Source organism: Streptomyces sp. NPDC020747 (genome assembly GCF_044334695.1).
In the GTDB taxonomy this organism is placed as follows: Bacteria; Actinomycetota; Actinomycetes; order Streptomycetales; family Streptomycetaceae; genus Streptomyces.
Map to the genome: position 1 here is coordinate 33,548 of NZ_JBIRTJ010000027.1, position 16,025 is coordinate 49,572.

The 16,025-nt window shown below is 68.9% G+C and carries 13 protein-coding genes; 8 read left to right on the forward strand and 5 right to left on the reverse strand.

The window, feature by feature from the left end; genetic code table 11:
- Positions 1 to 121: 121 nt before the first annotated feature.
- The gene (locus ACH4YP_RS44885) at positions 122 to 820 is read left to right on the forward strand and encodes an SDR family oxidoreductase (RefSeq protein WP_398497161.1); all 699 of its coding nucleotides are present in this window, start codon (positions 122 to 124) and stop codon (positions 818 to 820) included.
- 124 nt (positions 821 to 944) lie between these two features.
- Positions 945 to 2,390, forward strand: coding sequence for a DHA2 family efflux MFS transporter permease subunit (locus tag ACH4YP_RS44890; protein WP_398497163.1), 1,446 nt, complete (start codon positions 945 to 947; stop codon positions 2,388 to 2,390).
- A gap of 162 nt (positions 2,391 to 2,552) precedes the next feature.
- Here ACH4YP_RS44890 and ACH4YP_RS44895 read toward each other — a convergent pair whose 3' ends face one another.
- On the reverse strand, positions 2,553 to 3,428 hold the full coding sequence (locus ACH4YP_RS44895; protein WP_398497165.1) for an alpha/beta fold hydrolase: 876 nt from the start codon (positions 3,426 to 3,428) through the stop codon (positions 2,553 to 2,555).
- 64 nt (positions 3,429 to 3,492) lie between these two features.
- On the opposite strand from ACH4YP_RS44895, the gene ACH4YP_RS44900 reads away from it, so the two are divergent.
- Complete coding sequence (locus ACH4YP_RS44900) at positions 3,493 to 4,098, forward strand: CGNR zinc finger domain-containing protein (protein WP_398497166.1); 606 nt, start codon at positions 3,493 to 3,495, stop codon at positions 4,096 to 4,098.
- 35 nt (positions 4,099 to 4,133) lie between these two features.
- Here the strand turns inward: ACH4YP_RS44900 and ACH4YP_RS44905 are convergent, their stop codons facing one another.
- The gene (locus tag ACH4YP_RS44905) at positions 4,134 to 4,607 is read right to left on the reverse strand and encodes a helix-turn-helix domain-containing protein (RefSeq protein WP_361053570.1); all 474 of its coding nucleotides are present in this window, start codon (positions 4,605 to 4,607) and stop codon (positions 4,134 to 4,136) included.
- A gap of 140 nt (positions 4,608 to 4,747) precedes the next feature.
- On the opposite strand from ACH4YP_RS44905, the gene ACH4YP_RS44910 reads away from it, so the two are divergent.
- A complete protein-coding gene (locus ACH4YP_RS44910; protein ID WP_398497168.1) occupies positions 4,748 to 5,761 on the forward strand; it encodes an NADP-dependent oxidoreductase in 1,014 nt (337 codons plus the stop codon).
- Positions 5,762 to 6,435: 674 nt separating this feature from the next.
- Here the strand turns inward: ACH4YP_RS44910 and ACH4YP_RS44915 are convergent.
- The 3 genes from ACH4YP_RS44915 to ACH4YP_RS44925 form a co-directional block, all read right to left on the reverse strand.
- A complete protein-coding gene (locus tag ACH4YP_RS44915) occupies positions 6,436 to 6,825 on the reverse strand; it encodes an enoyl-CoA hydratase/isomerase family protein (RefSeq protein WP_398497170.1) in 390 nt (129 codons plus the stop codon).
- Positions 6,810 to 7,445 (reverse strand): enoyl-CoA hydratase/isomerase family protein, encoded by a 636-nt coding sequence (locus ACH4YP_RS44920; protein WP_398497172.1) that lies wholly within the window; start codon positions 7,443 to 7,445, stop codon positions 6,810 to 6,812. The genes ACH4YP_RS44915 and ACH4YP_RS44920 overlap by 16 nt, the downstream gene beginning before the upstream one ends.
- Positions 7,446 to 7,512: 67 nt before the next feature.
- Positions 7,513 to 8,673 carry an iron-containing alcohol dehydrogenase gene (locus ACH4YP_RS44925; RefSeq protein ID WP_398497173.1) on the reverse strand — a complete coding sequence of 387 codons (1,161 nt, stop codon included), beginning with the start codon at positions 8,671 to 8,673 and terminating at the stop codon, positions 7,513 to 7,515.
- 127 nt (positions 8,674 to 8,800) lie between these two features.
- Here ACH4YP_RS44925 and ACH4YP_RS44930 point away from each other — a divergent pair, with 127 nt between their 5' ends.
- The 4 genes from ACH4YP_RS44930 to ACH4YP_RS44945 all read left to right on the forward strand — a co-directional run bounded on the left by ACH4YP_RS44930 (position 8,801) and on the right by ACH4YP_RS44945 (position 15,821).
- Positions 8,801 to 9,763 carry a LysR family transcriptional regulator gene (locus tag ACH4YP_RS44930; protein ID WP_361053427.1) on the forward strand — a complete coding sequence of 321 codons (963 nt, stop codon included), beginning with the start codon at positions 8,801 to 8,803 and terminating at the stop codon, positions 9,761 to 9,763.
- 789 nt (positions 9,764 to 10,552) lie between these two features.
- Positions 10,553 to 11,464, forward strand: a complete 912-nt coding sequence (locus ACH4YP_RS44935; protein ID WP_398497175.1) for an alpha/beta hydrolase — start codon at positions 10,553 to 10,555, stop codon at positions 11,462 to 11,464.
- A gap of 184 nt (positions 11,465 to 11,648) precedes the next feature.
- Positions 11,649 to 13,538 carry a propionyl-CoA synthetase gene (locus ACH4YP_RS44940; protein WP_398497177.1) on the forward strand — a complete coding sequence of 630 codons (1,890 nt, stop codon included), beginning with the start codon at positions 11,649 to 11,651 and terminating at the stop codon, positions 13,536 to 13,538.
- A 90-nt stretch (positions 13,539 to 13,628) separates the two neighbouring features.
- A complete protein-coding gene (locus tag ACH4YP_RS44945; protein WP_398497179.1) occupies positions 13,629 to 15,821 on the forward strand; it encodes a SpoIIE family protein phosphatase in 2,193 nt (730 codons plus the stop codon).
- Positions 15,822 to 16,025 lie beyond the last annotated feature (204 nt).

Consider the following 16,025-nt stretch of genomic DNA (forward strand, 5'->3'; position numbering starts at 1 on the left):
CTTAATCTTACGATCGTAATTTTAATCGCAGAGTCTTCCCAGACGACTGCTCGGCTCTCCTTTCCGGCCAGACCACCTGTCTTCGGCCGACTGGGAACACCCACTTCACCAGGAACTCTCCATGGATCTCTCCACAAGTACCGCCCTTGTCACCGGAGCCAACCGGGGCTTCGGCCGGGCGCTCGCCGCCGAACTGCTCAGCCGCGGGGCCACCGTCTACGCCGGCGCCCGCAACCTCGACCAGGTCGACCTGCCCGGCGCCAAGCCGATCGCGTTGGACATCACCGACCCCGCCTCCGTGGCGGCCGCCGCCGCGGTCACCGGCGACGTGACGGTCCTGGTCAACAATGCGGGGTCCAGCACCGGCGCCGACCTGCTCACCGCTGACCTGAACGACATCCGCCTGGAGATGGACACCCACTACTTCGGCACCCTGTCGGTGGCCCGCACCTTCGCCCCCCAGATCGCGGCCAACGGCGGCGGAACGATCCTGAACATCCTGTCCGGCCTGTCCTGGGTCAGCTTCCCGGAATTCGGCGCCTACTGCGCCGCCAAGTCCGCGGAGTGGTCGCTCACCAACGCCCTGCGCCTGCAGCTCGCCGACCAGGGCATCCGAGTGGCTGGCCTACACGTCGGCTACATGGACACGGACATGGTCCGGGCAGTCGACGCGGCCAAGTCCGACCCGGCCGACATCGCCCGGATCGCCGTCGACGGCATCGCCGCCGGCGCCTACGAGATCCTCGCGGACAACGCCGCCCGCCAGGCGCAGGCCGCGCTGTCCGGGGGCGTCTCGGTGCTCTACCCACAGCTCCCCTGAGGGCCAGCGGTCCAGGAATCCTCCCCGAGCCGACGGATGCCGGGCCGGTGCTCGGTATCGCACGCCGCGCCCCGGCATCCGCGTCCATTGATCACTCGCCACGTACGTCTACCAAGGGAACGTCATGAACGAGCACCGCAAGCAATCGGCTCGGGGCGGCAGCGCCGTATGGGCCGTGGCCATCACCAGCGTGGCGGGATTCATCACCGCGCTCGACAACCTGATCGTCACCACCGCTCTGCCCTCCATCCGCGAGGACCTCGGCGGCGGCCTCGAAGACCTCGAATGGACGGTCAGCGCCTACACACTCACCTTCGCGGTCCTGCTCATGTTCGGCGCCTCCCTCGGCGACCGCTTCGGCCGCCGAAGACTGTTCGCCATCGGACTCGCGATCTTCACCGCCTCCTCAGCGGCCGCCGCACTCGCCCCCGGGATGAGTGAACTCATCGCCGCCCGCGCGGCGCAGGGCGTGGGGGCCGCGATCGTGACGCCGCTGACGCTCACCCTGCTGGCGGCCGCCGTCCCCGCCGAACGGCGCGGCGTGGCCTTCGGTATCTGGGGCGCCGCCAGCGGCATCGCCGTCGCCACCGGACCGCTCATCGGCGGCACACTCACCGAGCACCTCTCCTGGCAGTGGATCTTCTGGGTCAACGTCCCCATCGGCCTTGCACTGATCCCGCTCGCCCTGCTCAAGCTGGACGAGAGCCACGGCCCCCACCCGAGCCTCGACCTCATCGGCACTGTCCTGGCCAGCGGCGGTCTGTTCGGCATCGTCTACGCCCTGATACGCGGCAACGCCGACGGCTGGACCAGCACCCCGGTCCTGGGCGGCTTCATCGCCGGTGCGGCCCTGCTCATAGGCTTCGTCCTCTACGAACTGCGCGCCAAGCACCCGATGCTGCCGATGCGCCTCTTCCGCCACCGCTCCTTCAGCGCCATCAACGCCGCCAGCCTGCTGATGTTCCTGGGCATGTTCGGGGCGATCTTCCTGCTCAGCCAGTACCTGCAGACCGTCGGCGGCTACTCACCGATGGAAGCCGGTGTACGGATGCTGCCCTGGACCGCCATGCCCATGATCGCCGGGCCGCTGGCCGGGGCGTTGTCCGACCGCATCGGCGGCGCTCCCGTCGTCACGGTGGGCATGGCCCTCAACGCGGTGGGCCTCGGGCTCTGGGCGCTGGCCGTCGAGCCGCAGGTGTCGTACACCTCGCTACTGCCGGCACTGATCGTGTGCGGAATCGGCATGGGCATGTTCTTCGCCCCCAGCGCGAACCTAGTCATGAGCACGGTCCGCCCGGAGGAGCAGGGCATCGCCTCCGGCGCCAACAACGCGATCCGCGAGGTCGGCGGCGCCATCGGCGTCGCATCCCTGGCGGCGGTCTTCTCCGCACAGGGCGGATACGGATCGGCGTCGCTGTTCGTGGACGGGCTGGTCCCTGCGCTCTGGGTCGGGGCCGGCGCGGTCGCCCTTGCTGCGGCCCTGGCGTTGCTCATGCCCCGGCAGCGCAAGGCAGACGGCCCGGATGCCGGCTTCTCCGCGGGGGATGTTCCGGCCCCGGTCGCGATCTGAGGCCCGGCACCGAGGGGGCGGCCCAGCCTGTTGTGGCTGAGCCGCCCCCTCGGGCCGTCCTTCCGGGCCCGTTCGCCGTGCGGGGACATCGCAGCGAGGTCGAGGCCCTTCGGCCGGCTCACTCCGTGCCGGTACTCCCCGGCCGGAGTGCCGCCGCTCTCGTCACTCTGGTTTCGCTCCGTGCGTCAGGAAGGGCCGCAGATGCGCCAGCAGCGCCTCCGGTTGCTCCTCCGGGATGAAGTGGCCGCACTCCGGGATCTCGGCACCGGCCACCTCGTCCGCGTAGTCGCGCCAGATCTCCAGCGTCGGCAGGCGGGAAGGCAGCCCCACGGAACCCCACAGTGCCAGTACCGGCATGGTGAGGCGGCGGCCCTCGGCGGCGTCGATGTCGTCGAGGGCGACGTCCTCCTCCATGGCGCGGTAGTCGTCGAAACTCGCACGCATCGCACCCGGGCGGGAGAACGCGCGGACGTAGCCATCGACGGCTTCCGGTGTCAGGCCGTGGCGGTTGTAGGTCCACCGTTCGAAGAAGTACTCGAGATACCCGCGGATGTCGGGCCCCACAAGCCGCTCGGGCAGATCGGGCTGCATCTGGAACAGCCAGTGCCAATACCCGGAGGCCAGCGACGCGTCCAGCCGGCGGAACATCTCGCGGGTCGGCACGATGTCGAGCACGGCCAGCCGCTCCACCTGCTCCGGGCGGTCCAGCGCCCAGCGATGCCCCACACGGGCGCCGCGGTCATGGCCCACGACCGCGGCCTTGTCGAAGCCGAGCGCTTCGACAAGGCCGGCCATGTCGGCGGCCATCCGCCGCTTGTCGTAGCCGGTCGTGGGCTTGTCGCTCAGACCGTAGCCGCGCAGGTCGGGTGCCACGACGGTGTGGTCAGCGGCGAGATCGGACAGCACGGGCCGCCAGCAGTCTGAGGTCTGCGGCCAGCCGTGGAGCAGAACCAGCAGCGGGCCGGATCCCGCTCGGACGTAGTGCAGGCGCACCCCGTCCACCTGCGTCACTCCGGTCGTCACTGTCGGCTGTCCCATGAATGCACCTCTTCAGCACGAACTAACCCTCTTAGAGAGTTAAGCTAACGTGCAGAATGGAGGCGTGGCAACGGACGACACGTGGATCTGGGACGGCGGGCGGGTCTGCCTGGACTTCACCAACACCCTGCGCCGCCGTTGGCGGGCCATCCCGGAGGAGACGCTCCGGAATTCGGGCGACCTGGTCCTCTGGCTTCAGGAAGCCAGCCTGCTCGCACCGGGCACTCCGGACCCGGCCGATGCCGCCGTCCTGGCGTCGGGCCGACGACTGCGCGAGACGATCGACCGGGCCGTACTCGCGGTCGCCGACGGCCGGCTGCCCGCATCCATCGACGTGACACTGCTCAACCGATCGGCAGCGGAGGCCCCCCAGCCCGCCCTGCAGATCGCCATCAAGGACGGACACCTGGAGCCCACCGGCACCACAAGCCTGGCCACCGACCCCACAGTCGCGCTGGCACTCGTCGCCCAGGACGCCGTCGAGCTGCTCCTGTCCGCCGAGATCCGGCGGGTACGCGTCTGCGGCGCGGACCAGTGCGCCCTGCGCTTCCTGGACCGCTCCCCCGCCCACAACCGCCGCTGGTGCTCCATGTCCCGCTGTGGAAACCGCACCAAGGTCCGCCTCCACCAAGCCCGGGCCAGACGGAGTGAGCGCACCCCGGCGGACTGAGCCCACCACGAGCTCCTGGCGCAACCGCGCTCAGCTCACTCGGCGGGCTTCATACGAAAAGCGGGACCGGGGACGCTCTCGATGTCTCCCGCCTGCACGGCGTGGCCCCGTTCGCAGCGGATCTGGGCGTCGACATGCGCGCCGCATCCGCGGTGTCGCGTCAGTACGGCCGGGCCCTCAGGGTCGGCGCGGTAACGGTCACCCCACTGCAGGAGACCCATCACGGCCGGCACCAGATCCATGCCCTTGGGCGTGATCACGTACTTCGGCCGGCTCCGCGAGCCCGGCTCCTTGTAGGTCTCGGTGGCCAGGATCCCTTCCTCCACGAGCATCCGGAGCCGCGCCGCGAGAAGGTTGCGAGGACAGCCGAGGACGCGTTCGAAGTCACTGAACCGGGATGAGCCGTACCAGACCTCTCGCAGGATCAGGATCGTCCACTTCTCCCCCACGACCTCAAGGGTCCGGGCAATCGAGCAGTTCGACATGTCCCGGTCGAGACGGGGGTCCATGCCGACGTCCTGAAGCACTTCGGTCCTCGCATCCATGAGGGTGATTCTAACCTCACCTAAGTTTACTTTCCTATACTCAGCAAGTAGCGTCATGACCAGCACATCGACCACCGAGAAGACCACACAGAAAGGCGGCTGACATGAAGGCCTTCGTCGTCGAGAAGTACGGCAAGGACGGCGCACGCGCCGCACAGGTACCCGAGCCCACCGTCGGGGACCGCGACGTCCTGGTCAGAGTGAGCGCCGCCAGCATCAACCCGCTGGACAAAATGGTCCGCAACGGGGAGTTCAAGCAGCTACTGAAGTACAAGCTCCCATTCGTGCTCGGCCACGACGTGGCCGGCGTCGTGACGAAGGTCGGTTCCGCCGTACGCAGCTTCCAAGTCGGCGACGAGGTCTATGCCCGTCCGCGCGACCTGCGGATCGGAGGCTTCGCGGAGTACATCGCGATCGATCAGGACGACGTCGCTCCCAAACCGGCCTCGCTCACCCTCGAAGAGGCAGCCGCGGTGCCGCTGGTGGCCTTGGCCGCCTGGCAGGTTCTCGTCGACCGTGCCCACGTGAAGCCGGGTCAGAAGGTGCTCATCCACGCCGGTGCAGGTGGCCTCGGGTCGACGGTCGTCCAGCTCGCCAAGCACCTCGGCGCCACGGTGGCGACGACCACGGACACCGACACCGAGAAGCTGGTCAGGAGCCTCGGCGCCGACGTCGTCGTCGACTACACCAAGGAAGACTTCTCAAAGGTGCTGTCCGGCTACGACTTCGTGCTGGACTCCCTGGGCGGGGCGAACCTCGAGAAGTCGCTGACGGTACTGAAGCCCGGCGGCCTGGCCATCAGTGTCGTCGGCCCGCCGGACGCCGGGTTCGCCAAGCAGCTCGGCGCCCCGTCATTCATGGGCCTGGTCATGAATACACTCAGCCGCAAGGTCCGCAAGCGGGCCAAGGCACTGGGCGTGCGCTACCAGTTCTTCTTCATGCAGGCCAACGGTTCTCAGCTGCGCAAACTCAGCGCCCTCTACGACAGCGGGAAGCTCCGCCCGGTCATCGACAGGACCTTCCCGTTCGACCAGACACTCGAGGCGCTGTCGCACGTCGAGCAGGGCCGCACCAAGGCCGGCAAGGTCGTGGTCTCGATGGTGCCCGACAGCGACTGAGACCAGGCCGGCCACAGGCCTTGCGCCCGGCACGGTCACAGGAGGGGCGACGACGCCGTCGGCGATCCGTGGGCGACCACCGTACGCTCGCGACGCAGCGCGGGCTCGGCTCTACGCCGACCCGAGCCGTGGTCAAGGCCCTGCACCCAGTGCATGTCGGAGTGGGTCACGGCGGGCGGTCGCCACGCCTGCGTGAGCCCGCCGAGGCGGAGAGACGAGGTTTCGCCGTGTCGAGCGAGACACATGGACGGCTCGCGGCTCTCGTCGCTCACGACGGACGAGGACCTGGACAACGGCGCCTCGTTCTCCCGCTTCACGACCAGGGACGGCCTCCTCGCCACCGCGGTCACCGCCGGCAGCACCGACACAACGCGCCCGTCGTCACGCAGACGGTGCCCGGCCACGCCGCTCGGTCCAGAACGCGGCAACCGCGTAGGCGGTCGCCTTCTGTCGCCCTGCGAGGAGATCGGACGCTCTACGGGCGCAGTCAGACAGACATGCACCGACGGCGTACCTGCTGTCGTCGTAAGCGCGAGGGCGCTCGGCATTCCTCCCGGTCCCCGTCGAACCTCTGCCGCGGCAGTCTGCGCAGCCCGGCGGTCCCGTGTGTCGCGTGCCCCTTCTGCACGACCGGCCCCTCGCGCAATGCGATGCCCTGCTGACGGCGGAAACGCTCAGGCCGGCAGCGTCCGTCCGCCATGCGACGCACGTCGCCAGGTGGGACTGCGGTCCTTGTCGACCAGGGCCGCACGGACGCCCTCCAGGAAGTCCGGTGTCCGGATGGTCGTGCGGGTAAGGGCGAGTTCGGTGCCAAGGCACTCGCGCAACGTCTGCTGCCGGCCCCGGGCCAGCAGGGCGTGAGTGATCTCCAGACTCTGCGGTGAGGCGGACTCCAAGGCGACCAGCGCGCCTGCCGCCCAGGGGGTGTCGAGGTGGCGCAGGCGCTTCTCGATCTCGCCGTGGTTAGGTGCGCCGAACGTCCAGTCCACGTCCCCGCGTACCTCCGCCAGCCTGCTCTCCGCCACTGGGGAACGCCCGGCCAGGCGGCTCAGGATGGCGTCCACCGGGTCGCCGGGGCTGTCGGCCAGGGCATCCCGACCGCGTCGAGCCCGTCCCTGGGGACGAAGTGCGTGGCCAGCCCCGTGTACAAGGCGTCGGCCGCGTCGAGCCGGTGCCCGGTCAGTCCCAGGTACATACCGATCGCGCCGGGCAGCCGCGGCAGAAAGTAGCTCGCCCCGACGTCCGGAAAGAATCCGATCCCGGTCTCCGGCATCGCCAGCACCGCGCCCTCGGTGACGACGCGGAAGCTGCCGTGGACGGACAGACCGAGGCCGCCGCCCATGCACAGGCCGTCGATGAGCGACACGACCGGGACGGGATACTCCGCGATCCTGGCGTTGAGCCGGTACTCGGAGGCGAAGAACCGCTCACTGGCCTCGGCATCCCCGGCGAGGCTGTGCTCGCGGATCGTACGGATGTCTCCGCCGGCGCAGAACGCCTTCGTGCTGGTGCTGGCGAGCACCACCGCCGACAGCGATGTGCGCTCCCACCCGGCGAGCGCACCGTCGATGGCGACGACCATGTCTGTCGTCAGGGCGTTGAGCGCTTTGGGCCGGTTCAGCAGGATCCGGCCGACGCCGCGGTGCACGTCGGCGAGAACCTCGACCGCAGCGGTATCAGTCATGGTCGTCATCTCGTACTCCGCGCGGACCTGGCTACGGTGGCCATCACGGTTCCTCACTCGCCGGATTTCAGGCGTAGATCTGCGCGTAGAGATCCTGGATCTCGTCCGCAGTGGGCACGACGGGGTTGTTGGCGGGTGAGCCGGAGGCGAGCGCCTGCTCTGCCATGAGGGGCGACAGGCGGAACCACTCGTCCTTGTCGATACCGTGGGCTCTGGGGGTGGGCACCTCAAGATCCTGACACAGGGCGCGGAGCGCCTCCACGAACCTATTGGCCGCCAAGGCGTCGCTGTCGCCGTCGGTGGCGGCTCCGAGTGCACGGGCGCAGTCGGCGTACCGCCTCTCGGCGGCGGGTACGGAGAACGCTGTCACCACAGGGAAGAGCATCGCGTTCGACAGACCGTGGGCGACGTGGAAGTGAGCGCCGATCGGGCGGCTCATGCCGTGCACGAGCGCCACGCTGGAGTTGGAGAAGGCGATGCCGGCCTGGGTCGCGGCGAGCATCATCGCCTCGCGGGCCTTGATGTCTCCCCCGTCCGCATAGACGCGGCGGAGGTGCTGGCCGATGGTCCGGATCGTGTTCAGGGCAAGGCCGTCGGAGAACGGATTGGCCTTGCGGCTCACGTATGCCTCGACGGCATGAGTGAGCGCGTCGACACCGGTGTCGGCGGTCAGCCGGGACGGCATCGACAGGGTCAGTTCGAAGTCGACGACGGCGGCGACCGGCAGGAACGCCGGCCCCGAACAGAGCATCTTCTCGTCCGTGGCGCTGTCGGTGATGATGGTGAACTGGGTGGCCTCCGAGCCGCTGCCCGCGGTCGTGGGAACCGCAATCACCGGCAGCGCCGGGCCGAGGTTGGTGCGCGGGGCCTTGTAGTCCCGCATCCGGCCGCCTTGAACGCCCAGCAGGCCGAGGGCCTTCGCGGTGTCCAACGGGCTGCCGCCACCGAACCCGATCACCGAGTCCGCCCCGTGTTCCCGCAGCACGGTCAGACCCGCGCCGAGCGAGTCGGTCGTCGGATCCGGGACGGTGCCGGCGAACAGGCACGGCTGCAGCCCGGCGTCCCTCAACGTCGCCATCAGTCGTGCCGCCGCACCGGTCCCGGCAAGGAACGCGTCCGTCACCAGCAAGGGGCGGTGCAGGCCCAGCCCTGCGACGACGTCGCCCAGCTCGCCGACGGCGCCGCCGCCGACGCGCAGGATCCGCGGGAGAGAAACGCTGGCAACCATGGCGGCCCTTTCGGCAAGAACGGCGGGCAGGTCGCGCCCGCTGCCCTGACTGTGCGGTCCCGCACCGTGTGCGATCAACCACCAAAGGCGCACACCCACTGTGCAGAAATGCAGATACGGTCGAGGCGTGCGCCCCCACTCCACAGATGAGAACCCCGCCTCGCAACCGGCCAGCTCCCATCACCCCGTCGATCCGCGGAAACTCCGCGCGGACGATCTGCGCTACCTGCTCGCGCTGTCCCGCACCGGACGCCTGGTGACAGCCGCCGACGCACTCGGTGTCGATCACACCACCGTGTCACGCCGCATCGCCGCATTGGAGAAGGCCATCGGCCTGCACCTCATCGAGCGCGGCCCGGAGGGCTGGACGCTGACGGACATCGGAAGAGCCGTCTCCGAGAACGCGCGCGCCATCGAGGAGGCGATCGACCGCGTCGTCGACACCGTGGCGGGCCAGGACTCGCCCTCCCTCCACGGCACGGTGCGCGTCAGCGCGCCCGACGGCTTCGGCACTGCCTTCACCACACCCGCCCTCGTACGAGTGCGCCGCCAGCACCCTCAGCTCCAGGTCGAACTCATCACTGCGACACGGCAGCTCGCCCTGCGCCCGTCCGGCTTCGACCTCGCTCTCGTCATCGGCACTCCCTCCAGCAGCCGCCTGGTGACCGAGCACCTCACCGACTACACGCTCGGGCTCTACGCCTCCGCCAACTACCTCAGCCAGTACGGCCGGCCAGAGACAGTGACCGACCTGCGCGAGCACGCCCTCATCTTCTACATCGAGTCGATGCTGCAGGTCGGCGACCTCGACATCGAACGCCACCTCCCTGGAATGACCCCTGCCTTCTCCTCGACGAACGTCTTCGCCCAACTCGAAGCCACCCAACAGGGAGCCGGTATCGGCGTCCTGCCGGCTTTCCTGGCGCATCGGACGCAACTGCGCCGGCTACTCGCCGACGAGATCGACATCAGGCTTCCCATCACCCTGGCCGTCCGCCGCGAGGCGGTGACGCACCCCTCCGTACGCGCCGTGTGGACCGCCCTACGGCACGAGGTCGCCGAACGGGCCGCCGAGCTGATCCCGGAATGAACACCACGGTGCTTCCGGTGCCGTGAGGGCCCGCCGATCTCACCCGCCTGTCCGACGAATCAAGAAGCGGCGCCGAGTTGGGAGTTGGGACACGCTCGGGCGTCCCCTTCGTCGGTCAGGTCACGGGCGCCACAGTGGTGAGGACCCAAGGTTCGCTCGGTGTGGCGAGTTCACCGGGTGCGACGACGGTGTCGTCCGGCCCGTCCTGCTGCTCGGCGGACTCGGCACAGTACGCCAGCGGAGCCGGGCTGGACGGCGACCCAGGGCGTGGTCTCCGCATGGAATGGCGGGAGCCCTGGTGGGGTCATCGTCAGCGCAGGAGGATGCTTCCTCTGCCGCCTGCCCCTCGCCGGCATGCTGCGGGGTCGTCCGCAGCCTCAAAGGCATCAGCGCCCGCGGCGCAGCCTCTCCCGCTGCCGCCTGAAGGGTGAGGCCGAGCTTGCGGGCGGCGGCCCAGTCGACGAGGCAGTCGGTGCAATCACTTCGGTCCAGACCGGATGCAGTCTCCGCGAGCACTCCTGTAAGCCGTACCAGACCTTGCGCGGGATCAGGATCGCCCACGTCCCGCCCCACGACCTCAAGGGGTCGGGCGGCCGAGCAGTTCGACGTGTCCCGGTCGAGACGAGATCCATGCCGATGCCTTGAGGAGCCTCCCCGTATCCACGAAGGTGATTCCCGCCTCACCTGAGTTTACTTTCATATACTCAGCCAGTAGCGTCATGACCAGCACATCGACCCGGCTGCCGCGAGGGAATCCGGCACGGCACCCGTCTGAGAAGGAGCACCACCATGGGAGTAAGCCCAGAGGCACACGAGTTCGCGGAGTTCCTCGCGAGCGTGAGCGCGAAGTCGTCGGCACCCGGCCTCGACCTGGCCGTCATCCGCGACATCGTCGACTCCAACCACAAGGCGTCGACCGAGCCGGAAGGCGTCACCTACGCCGAGGTGGACGCAGGCGGCGTCCCCGCCCTCTGGGCCATTCCCGAGGGCGCCGATCCCGACAAGGCGCTGCTCCACTTCCACTTCGGCGGATCGGTCACCGCCTCGATGCACTCGGACCGCAAGGCCGCCGGCCACATCGCGAAGGCGGCCGGAGTCCGCTCGCTCGTCGTGGACTTCCGCCTGGCGCCCGAACACCCCTACCCGGCACAGCTCGACGACGCCGAGACGGCCTACCGGTGGCTGCTCTCACAGGGCTATGAGCCGCGGAACATCGGCAGCACGGGCCACTCGATCGGCGGCACGCTCGCGGTGATGCTCCCGCTGCGTCTGCTCGCGAGGGGCGAGGCGACCCCGGGCGCGATCGTCAGCGTCTCGCCGTGGACCGACCTCACCATCCAGAACGCGTCGGTGGACGAGAACGAAGACAACGACAAGATGCTCAGCAGGAACACCCTCGAGCTCTTCCGAGGAGCCTGGCTGCAGGACCCTTCTGTGGACTTCACCGACCCCGCGATCAGCATCGCGAACGCCGATCTGACCGGCCTGCCGCCCACGGCCGTCCACTACGGCGAGTACGAGACCCTCGCCGACGACGGCGCCCAGCTCGGCCGCCGACTCGCGGACTTCAAGGTCACCTCCGAGGTTCACCCGATGCCCGAAGGCCAGCACTCGTTCGTGCTGGGTGCCGGGCACGTACCCGAGGTGGACCAGGCCATCCAGCAGATGGGCCAGTGGCTCCGTAAGCACCTCGGCGCGTGAACAGAAGCTGCGCCTGACGGCGGGGCCCTGTCCGTCAGGCCGCCCCATCACCTCGATGCCGGTGACCGGCCCGCCGGTCTCCGGCATCCTGCTCGACCATGCCGGGCGGCATGCGGTACTTGTGTCCGACACCGTTCCGCACGCAACCCCACCACCGTCCCTCGATGCCACAAAGGAGTGCGCGATGGGAACGTACGAGGATGTCTTCCGCGCCAGTACCGAGGACCCGGAAAGCTTCTGGCTGACGGCGGCCGAGGGCATCGACTGGGATGTCGCTCCGCAACGCGCCCTGGACGCCTCGGGCGCACCCTTCTACCGCTGGTTTCCCGACGGGCGGCTCAACGTCTGTTTCAACGCGCTCGACCGACATGTCGAAGCCGGCCGCGGTGAACAGCCCGCGCTCGTCTACGACTCCCCCGTCACCGACACCCGCCGCACCTACACCTACGCACAGCTGAGGAACGAGGTGGCGGCCTTCGCCGGAGCACTCGCACAGCTCGGCGTGGGACACGGCGACCGGGTGGTCATCTACATGCCGATGGTCCCCGAGGTCGTGGTCGCGATGCTGGCCTGCGCACGCATCGGCGCCGTCCACTCGGTCGTCTTCGGCGGCTTCGCCCCGCGTGAACTCGCCCTCCGCATCGACGACGCCGCCCCCAAGGTGGTCGTCTCCGCCTCCTGCGGCATCGAGGGCAAGCGCGTCATCGCGTACAAGCCCCTGCTCGACCGGGCCATCCAACTCGCGGTCCACAAGCCGGAGAAGAGTGTGATCCTGCAACGCCCGCAGGAGTCGGCCGAGTTGGGAACCGACGACCTCGACTGGAGCGAACTGGTCGCCGCCGCGCCACCGGCCGACTGCGTTCCCGTCCCCGCCACCGATCCCCTCTACATCCTCTACACGTCCGGAACGACCGGGAAACCCAAGGGAGTCGTGCGTGACTGCGGCGGCTACGCGGTTGCCCTCCACTGGTCGATGAGGGCCGTCTACGACGTGGGTCCGGGCGAGACGATGTTCACCGGTTCCGATGTCGGCTGGGTCGTCGGGCACTCGTACATCGTCTACGCGCCCCTGCTGGCCGGCGCCACGACGGTCCTGTACGAGGGCAAGCCGGTCGGCACCCCGGACGCGGGCCAGTTCTGGCGCGTCGCCGCCGAATACCGAGCCAAGACCATGTTCACGGCGCCCACCGCCTTCCGGGCGATCAGGAAGGAGGACCCGAAGGGGACGCTCACCGCCGGCTACGACCTCTCTCACCTGCGCTATCTCTTCCTGGCCGGTGAGCGCCTCGACCCCGAGACCTATTACTGGGCGAGCGCCCTCCTGGGCGTCCCGGTGATCGACCACTGGTGGCAGACCGAGACGGGCTGGCCCATCGTCGCCAACCCCGTGGGCATCGAGGCCGCTCCCCTCAAGCCCGGCTCCCCCACCCGCCCGCTGCCGGGCTGGGACGTCCGCGTCCTCGACGCATCGGGCGAGCCGGTCCCCCCGGGCGCCGACGGTGCGATCGTCGTGAAGCTGCCCCTGCCGCCCGGCGCGCTCCCGACTCTCTGGAAGGACGACGACCGCTACGTCGCCTCCTACCTCTCCGCCCACGACGGCTACTACCTCACCGGCGACAGCGGCCACATCGACGACGACGGCTACGTCTTCGTCATGGGCCGCACCGACGACGTCATCAACGTCGCCGGCCACCGGCTGTCCACCGGCAGCATGGAAGAGGCCCTGGCCGCCCACCCCGACGTCGCCGAATGCGCCGTCATCGGCGTCGCCGACGCCCTCAAGGGACAGATCCCGCGCGGCTTCGTCGTCCTGAAAGCAGGCAGCAACCGGGAACCCAGCGAGGTCGAGGCCGAACTCGTCCAGCTCGTACGCGAACGCATCGGCGCCGTCGCCTCACTCAAGGACGTCGCGGTCGTGGCCGCCCTGCCCAAGACCCGCTCGGGAAAGATCCTCCGCAAGACGATGCGCGGCATCGCCGACGGCCACGACGAACCCATCCCCTCCACGGTCGACGACCCCGCCGTCATCGAAACCCTGCGCCCGGTTCTACGCCGCGCCAGTCACACACCGTGACCGGATGCCCCCCTTGCCTTCGGTGGGCGAGCGCGTCCACCGGACTCCGCGGGCACAGCCCGTCGGCCAGGGTGGGGGTACCTTGTGATTATGGGAACCGACGCCCATGTCTTCCTCAGCGATCTCGCTCGGGGCCTCTCACCCCGAGCGGATCAATTGGGCGACGTGGTGCTGCAACACCTGCTCAACGAGTTTCCCGAGGTGTGGAAGTACGAGGACATCGCCACCGTGGCGCCAGTGGCGTTGTCCGAACACATCGCCGCCGTTCTGGATTTCCTCGAGCGCGGCCTTGACATGACCGAGGTCAGGACGCCCCCCGCCGCCATCGAATTCGCCTGCCGACTCGCTGAGCACGGGGTGCCGATCAGCGAACTCCTTCGCGTCTACCGGCTCGTCCACGCAGGTCTGCTTGATCAGCTCTACACAGAAACAGCCCGTGTCGCCGGATCCCAGGAGCTGATCAACGCGACGACGGTCACCTTGAGCGCGATGGCCTTCGAATACGTCGATCGCACGGCGGAACAGGCTGTAGCGGCATACCAGCGGGAACGCGACCGCTGGCTGCAACGACGGCTGATCATGATCAACGAGGCCGGGACACGGATCGGGACCACCCTGGACACCACCCGCACCGCGCAGGAACTGGCAGACGTCGGTGCCGACCACCTCGCGGACCTCGTCACCGTCGACCTCCTTTCCTCCGCTCTCCAGGAGGAGGGGACGTACGCGGCGGACGGTCCCGCGACGCTCCGCCGAATCGCCCAGGCAGTCTCGGACAGCTGTCCGGACCTGGGAGATGTCACAGGGCAGACGCACACCTATCCGGAAGGCTCGGAACCGGCTCGTGTGCTGACCACCGGACAACCCCTGCGGCTCGGCATGACCGCCGATGGCGTCCCCACATGGCTGGCGATGTCGGCGGACCACGAGCTCGCCCTGCGCACCTTGGGCCTCCGCTCCATGCTGCTGGTCCCGCTGTGGGCCCGCGGAAGCCCGCTGGGACTCGCACAGTTCGTCCGCCGTGATACGGCTGCCCCCTTCGACGACGACGAGCTGCTTCTGGCCCAGGAGATCGCGTCCAGAGCGGCGGTGAACATCGACAACGCCCGTCGCTACACCCAGGAGCGTTCCACCGCACTCACCCTCCAACGCAGCCTGCTGCAGCACCACGTGCCGGAGGAGTCCGCCGTCGAGACGGCATCGCGCTACCTGCCCAGCGGATCGCGAGCGGGCGTGGGAGGCGACTGGTTCGACGTGATACCACTCTCCGGAGCCCGCGTCGCTCTCGTCGTGGGCGACGTGATCGGCCACGGTCTCCATGCCGCGGCCACCATGGGCCGGTTGCGAACGGCCGTCCGCACTCTGGCGGACATCGACCTGACCCCCGACGAACTGCTGACGCACCTTGACGACGTGGTCATCCGCCTGCAGCGCGAGGAGGAACGGGACACGGACGAGATCAGCGCCACCTGCCTGTACGCGGTCTACGACCCCGTCTCGCGCACGTGCTCCCTGGCCAGCGCCGGACACCTTCCGCCGGCCGTGGTGACTCCCCCGACCGCTGACGACGATGCCTCCGGATCCGGCGCGGTCGACTTCCCGGAGCTGCCGATAGGCCCGCCCCTGGGCCTGGGTGGACTCCCCTTCGAAACCACCCAGTTCGAACTGGCACCGGGCAGCCGGCTGGTGCTGTTCACCGACGGTCTCGTCCAAAGCCGCTCTCGTGACGTAGAGACCGCCCTCGCACTGCTGCGCGACGTTCTCGCCCGAGCACCGGCATCGCTCGAGGAGACCTGCGACGAGCTGCTCTCCACGCTGCTGCCCAGCCGTCCCGCAGATGACGTCGCCCTCCTGGTGGCACGAACCGGGGCTCTTGACGCCGATCACGTCGCCACCTGGGACCTCCCCTGCGACCCGGCTGTCGTCTCCAAGGCCCGCGTCCACGTAACCGATCAGCTGGCCGCCTGGGGTCTGGAAGAACTGGCCTTCACCACCGAGCTCGTGGTCAGCGAACTGGTGACGAACGCCATCCGCTACGGCAAGAGCCCCATCCAACTGCGGATGATCCTTCAATCCGCCCTGACGTGCGAAGTGTCCGACGCCAGCAGCACCTCCCCGCACCTGCGCCGCGCCCGGGTCTTCGACGAGGGCGGCCGCGGCCTGCTCCTGGTCGCCCAGCTCACCGAACACTGGGGCACACGGCACAACCGCGAGGGCAAGGTCATCTGGGCGGAGCAGCTGATCCCAGCCCCCCTTGCGGAAGTGCCGTCCGCTCTGGTGTGAGGTTCTGCGTCCACAGTGTCGCCACTGGCGTCCTTGAGCGCGACGCACGGACGTGTGCGTCGCCCTGCAGGCGACGCCACCACCCCAGCATGAAACGCCGCAAGTTTCTTGACTCACCCCACGGACCCCAGTTGCGACCGCCTGTCCCGCCGCATAATATTACGTACGTAATTCTAAAGGTCGCGCCGCCGACAGTTCGGCCCA

Coding starts and splice junctions, on each gene's coding strand:
- ACH4YP_RS44885 (WP_398497161.1), top strand. CDS start 122: ATGGATCTCTCCACAAGTACCGCCCTTGTCACCGGAGCCAACCGGGGC.
- ACH4YP_RS44890 (WP_398497163.1), top strand. CDS start 945: ATGAACGAGCACCGCAAGCAATCGGCTCGGGGCGGCAGCGCCGTATGG.
- ACH4YP_RS44895 (WP_398497165.1), bottom strand. CDS start 3,428: ATGGGACAGCCGACAGTGACGACCGGAGTGACGCAGGTGGACGGGGTG.
- ACH4YP_RS44905 (WP_361053570.1), bottom strand. CDS start 4,607: ATGGACCCCCGTCTCGACCGGGACATGTCGAACTGCTCGATTGCCCGG.
- ACH4YP_RS44910 (WP_398497168.1), top strand. CDS start 4,748: ATGAAGGCCTTCGTCGTCGAGAAGTACGGCAAGGACGGCGCACGCGCC.
- ACH4YP_RS44920 (WP_398497172.1), bottom strand. CDS start 7,445: ATGACTGATACCGCTGCGGTCGAGGTTCTCGCCGACGTGCACCGCGGC.
- ACH4YP_RS44925 (WP_398497173.1), bottom strand. CDS start 8,673: ATGGTTGCCAGCGTTTCTCTCCCGCGGATCCTGCGCGTCGGCGGCGGC.
- ACH4YP_RS44935 (WP_398497175.1), top strand. CDS start 10,553: ATGGGAGTAAGCCCAGAGGCACACGAGTTCGCGGAGTTCCTCGCGAGC.
- ACH4YP_RS44940 (WP_398497177.1), top strand. CDS start 11,649: ATGGGAACGTACGAGGATGTCTTCCGCGCCAGTACCGAGGACCCGGAA.
- ACH4YP_RS44945 (WP_398497179.1), top strand. CDS start 13,629: ATGGGAACCGACGCCCATGTCTTCCTCAGCGATCTCGCTCGGGGCCTC.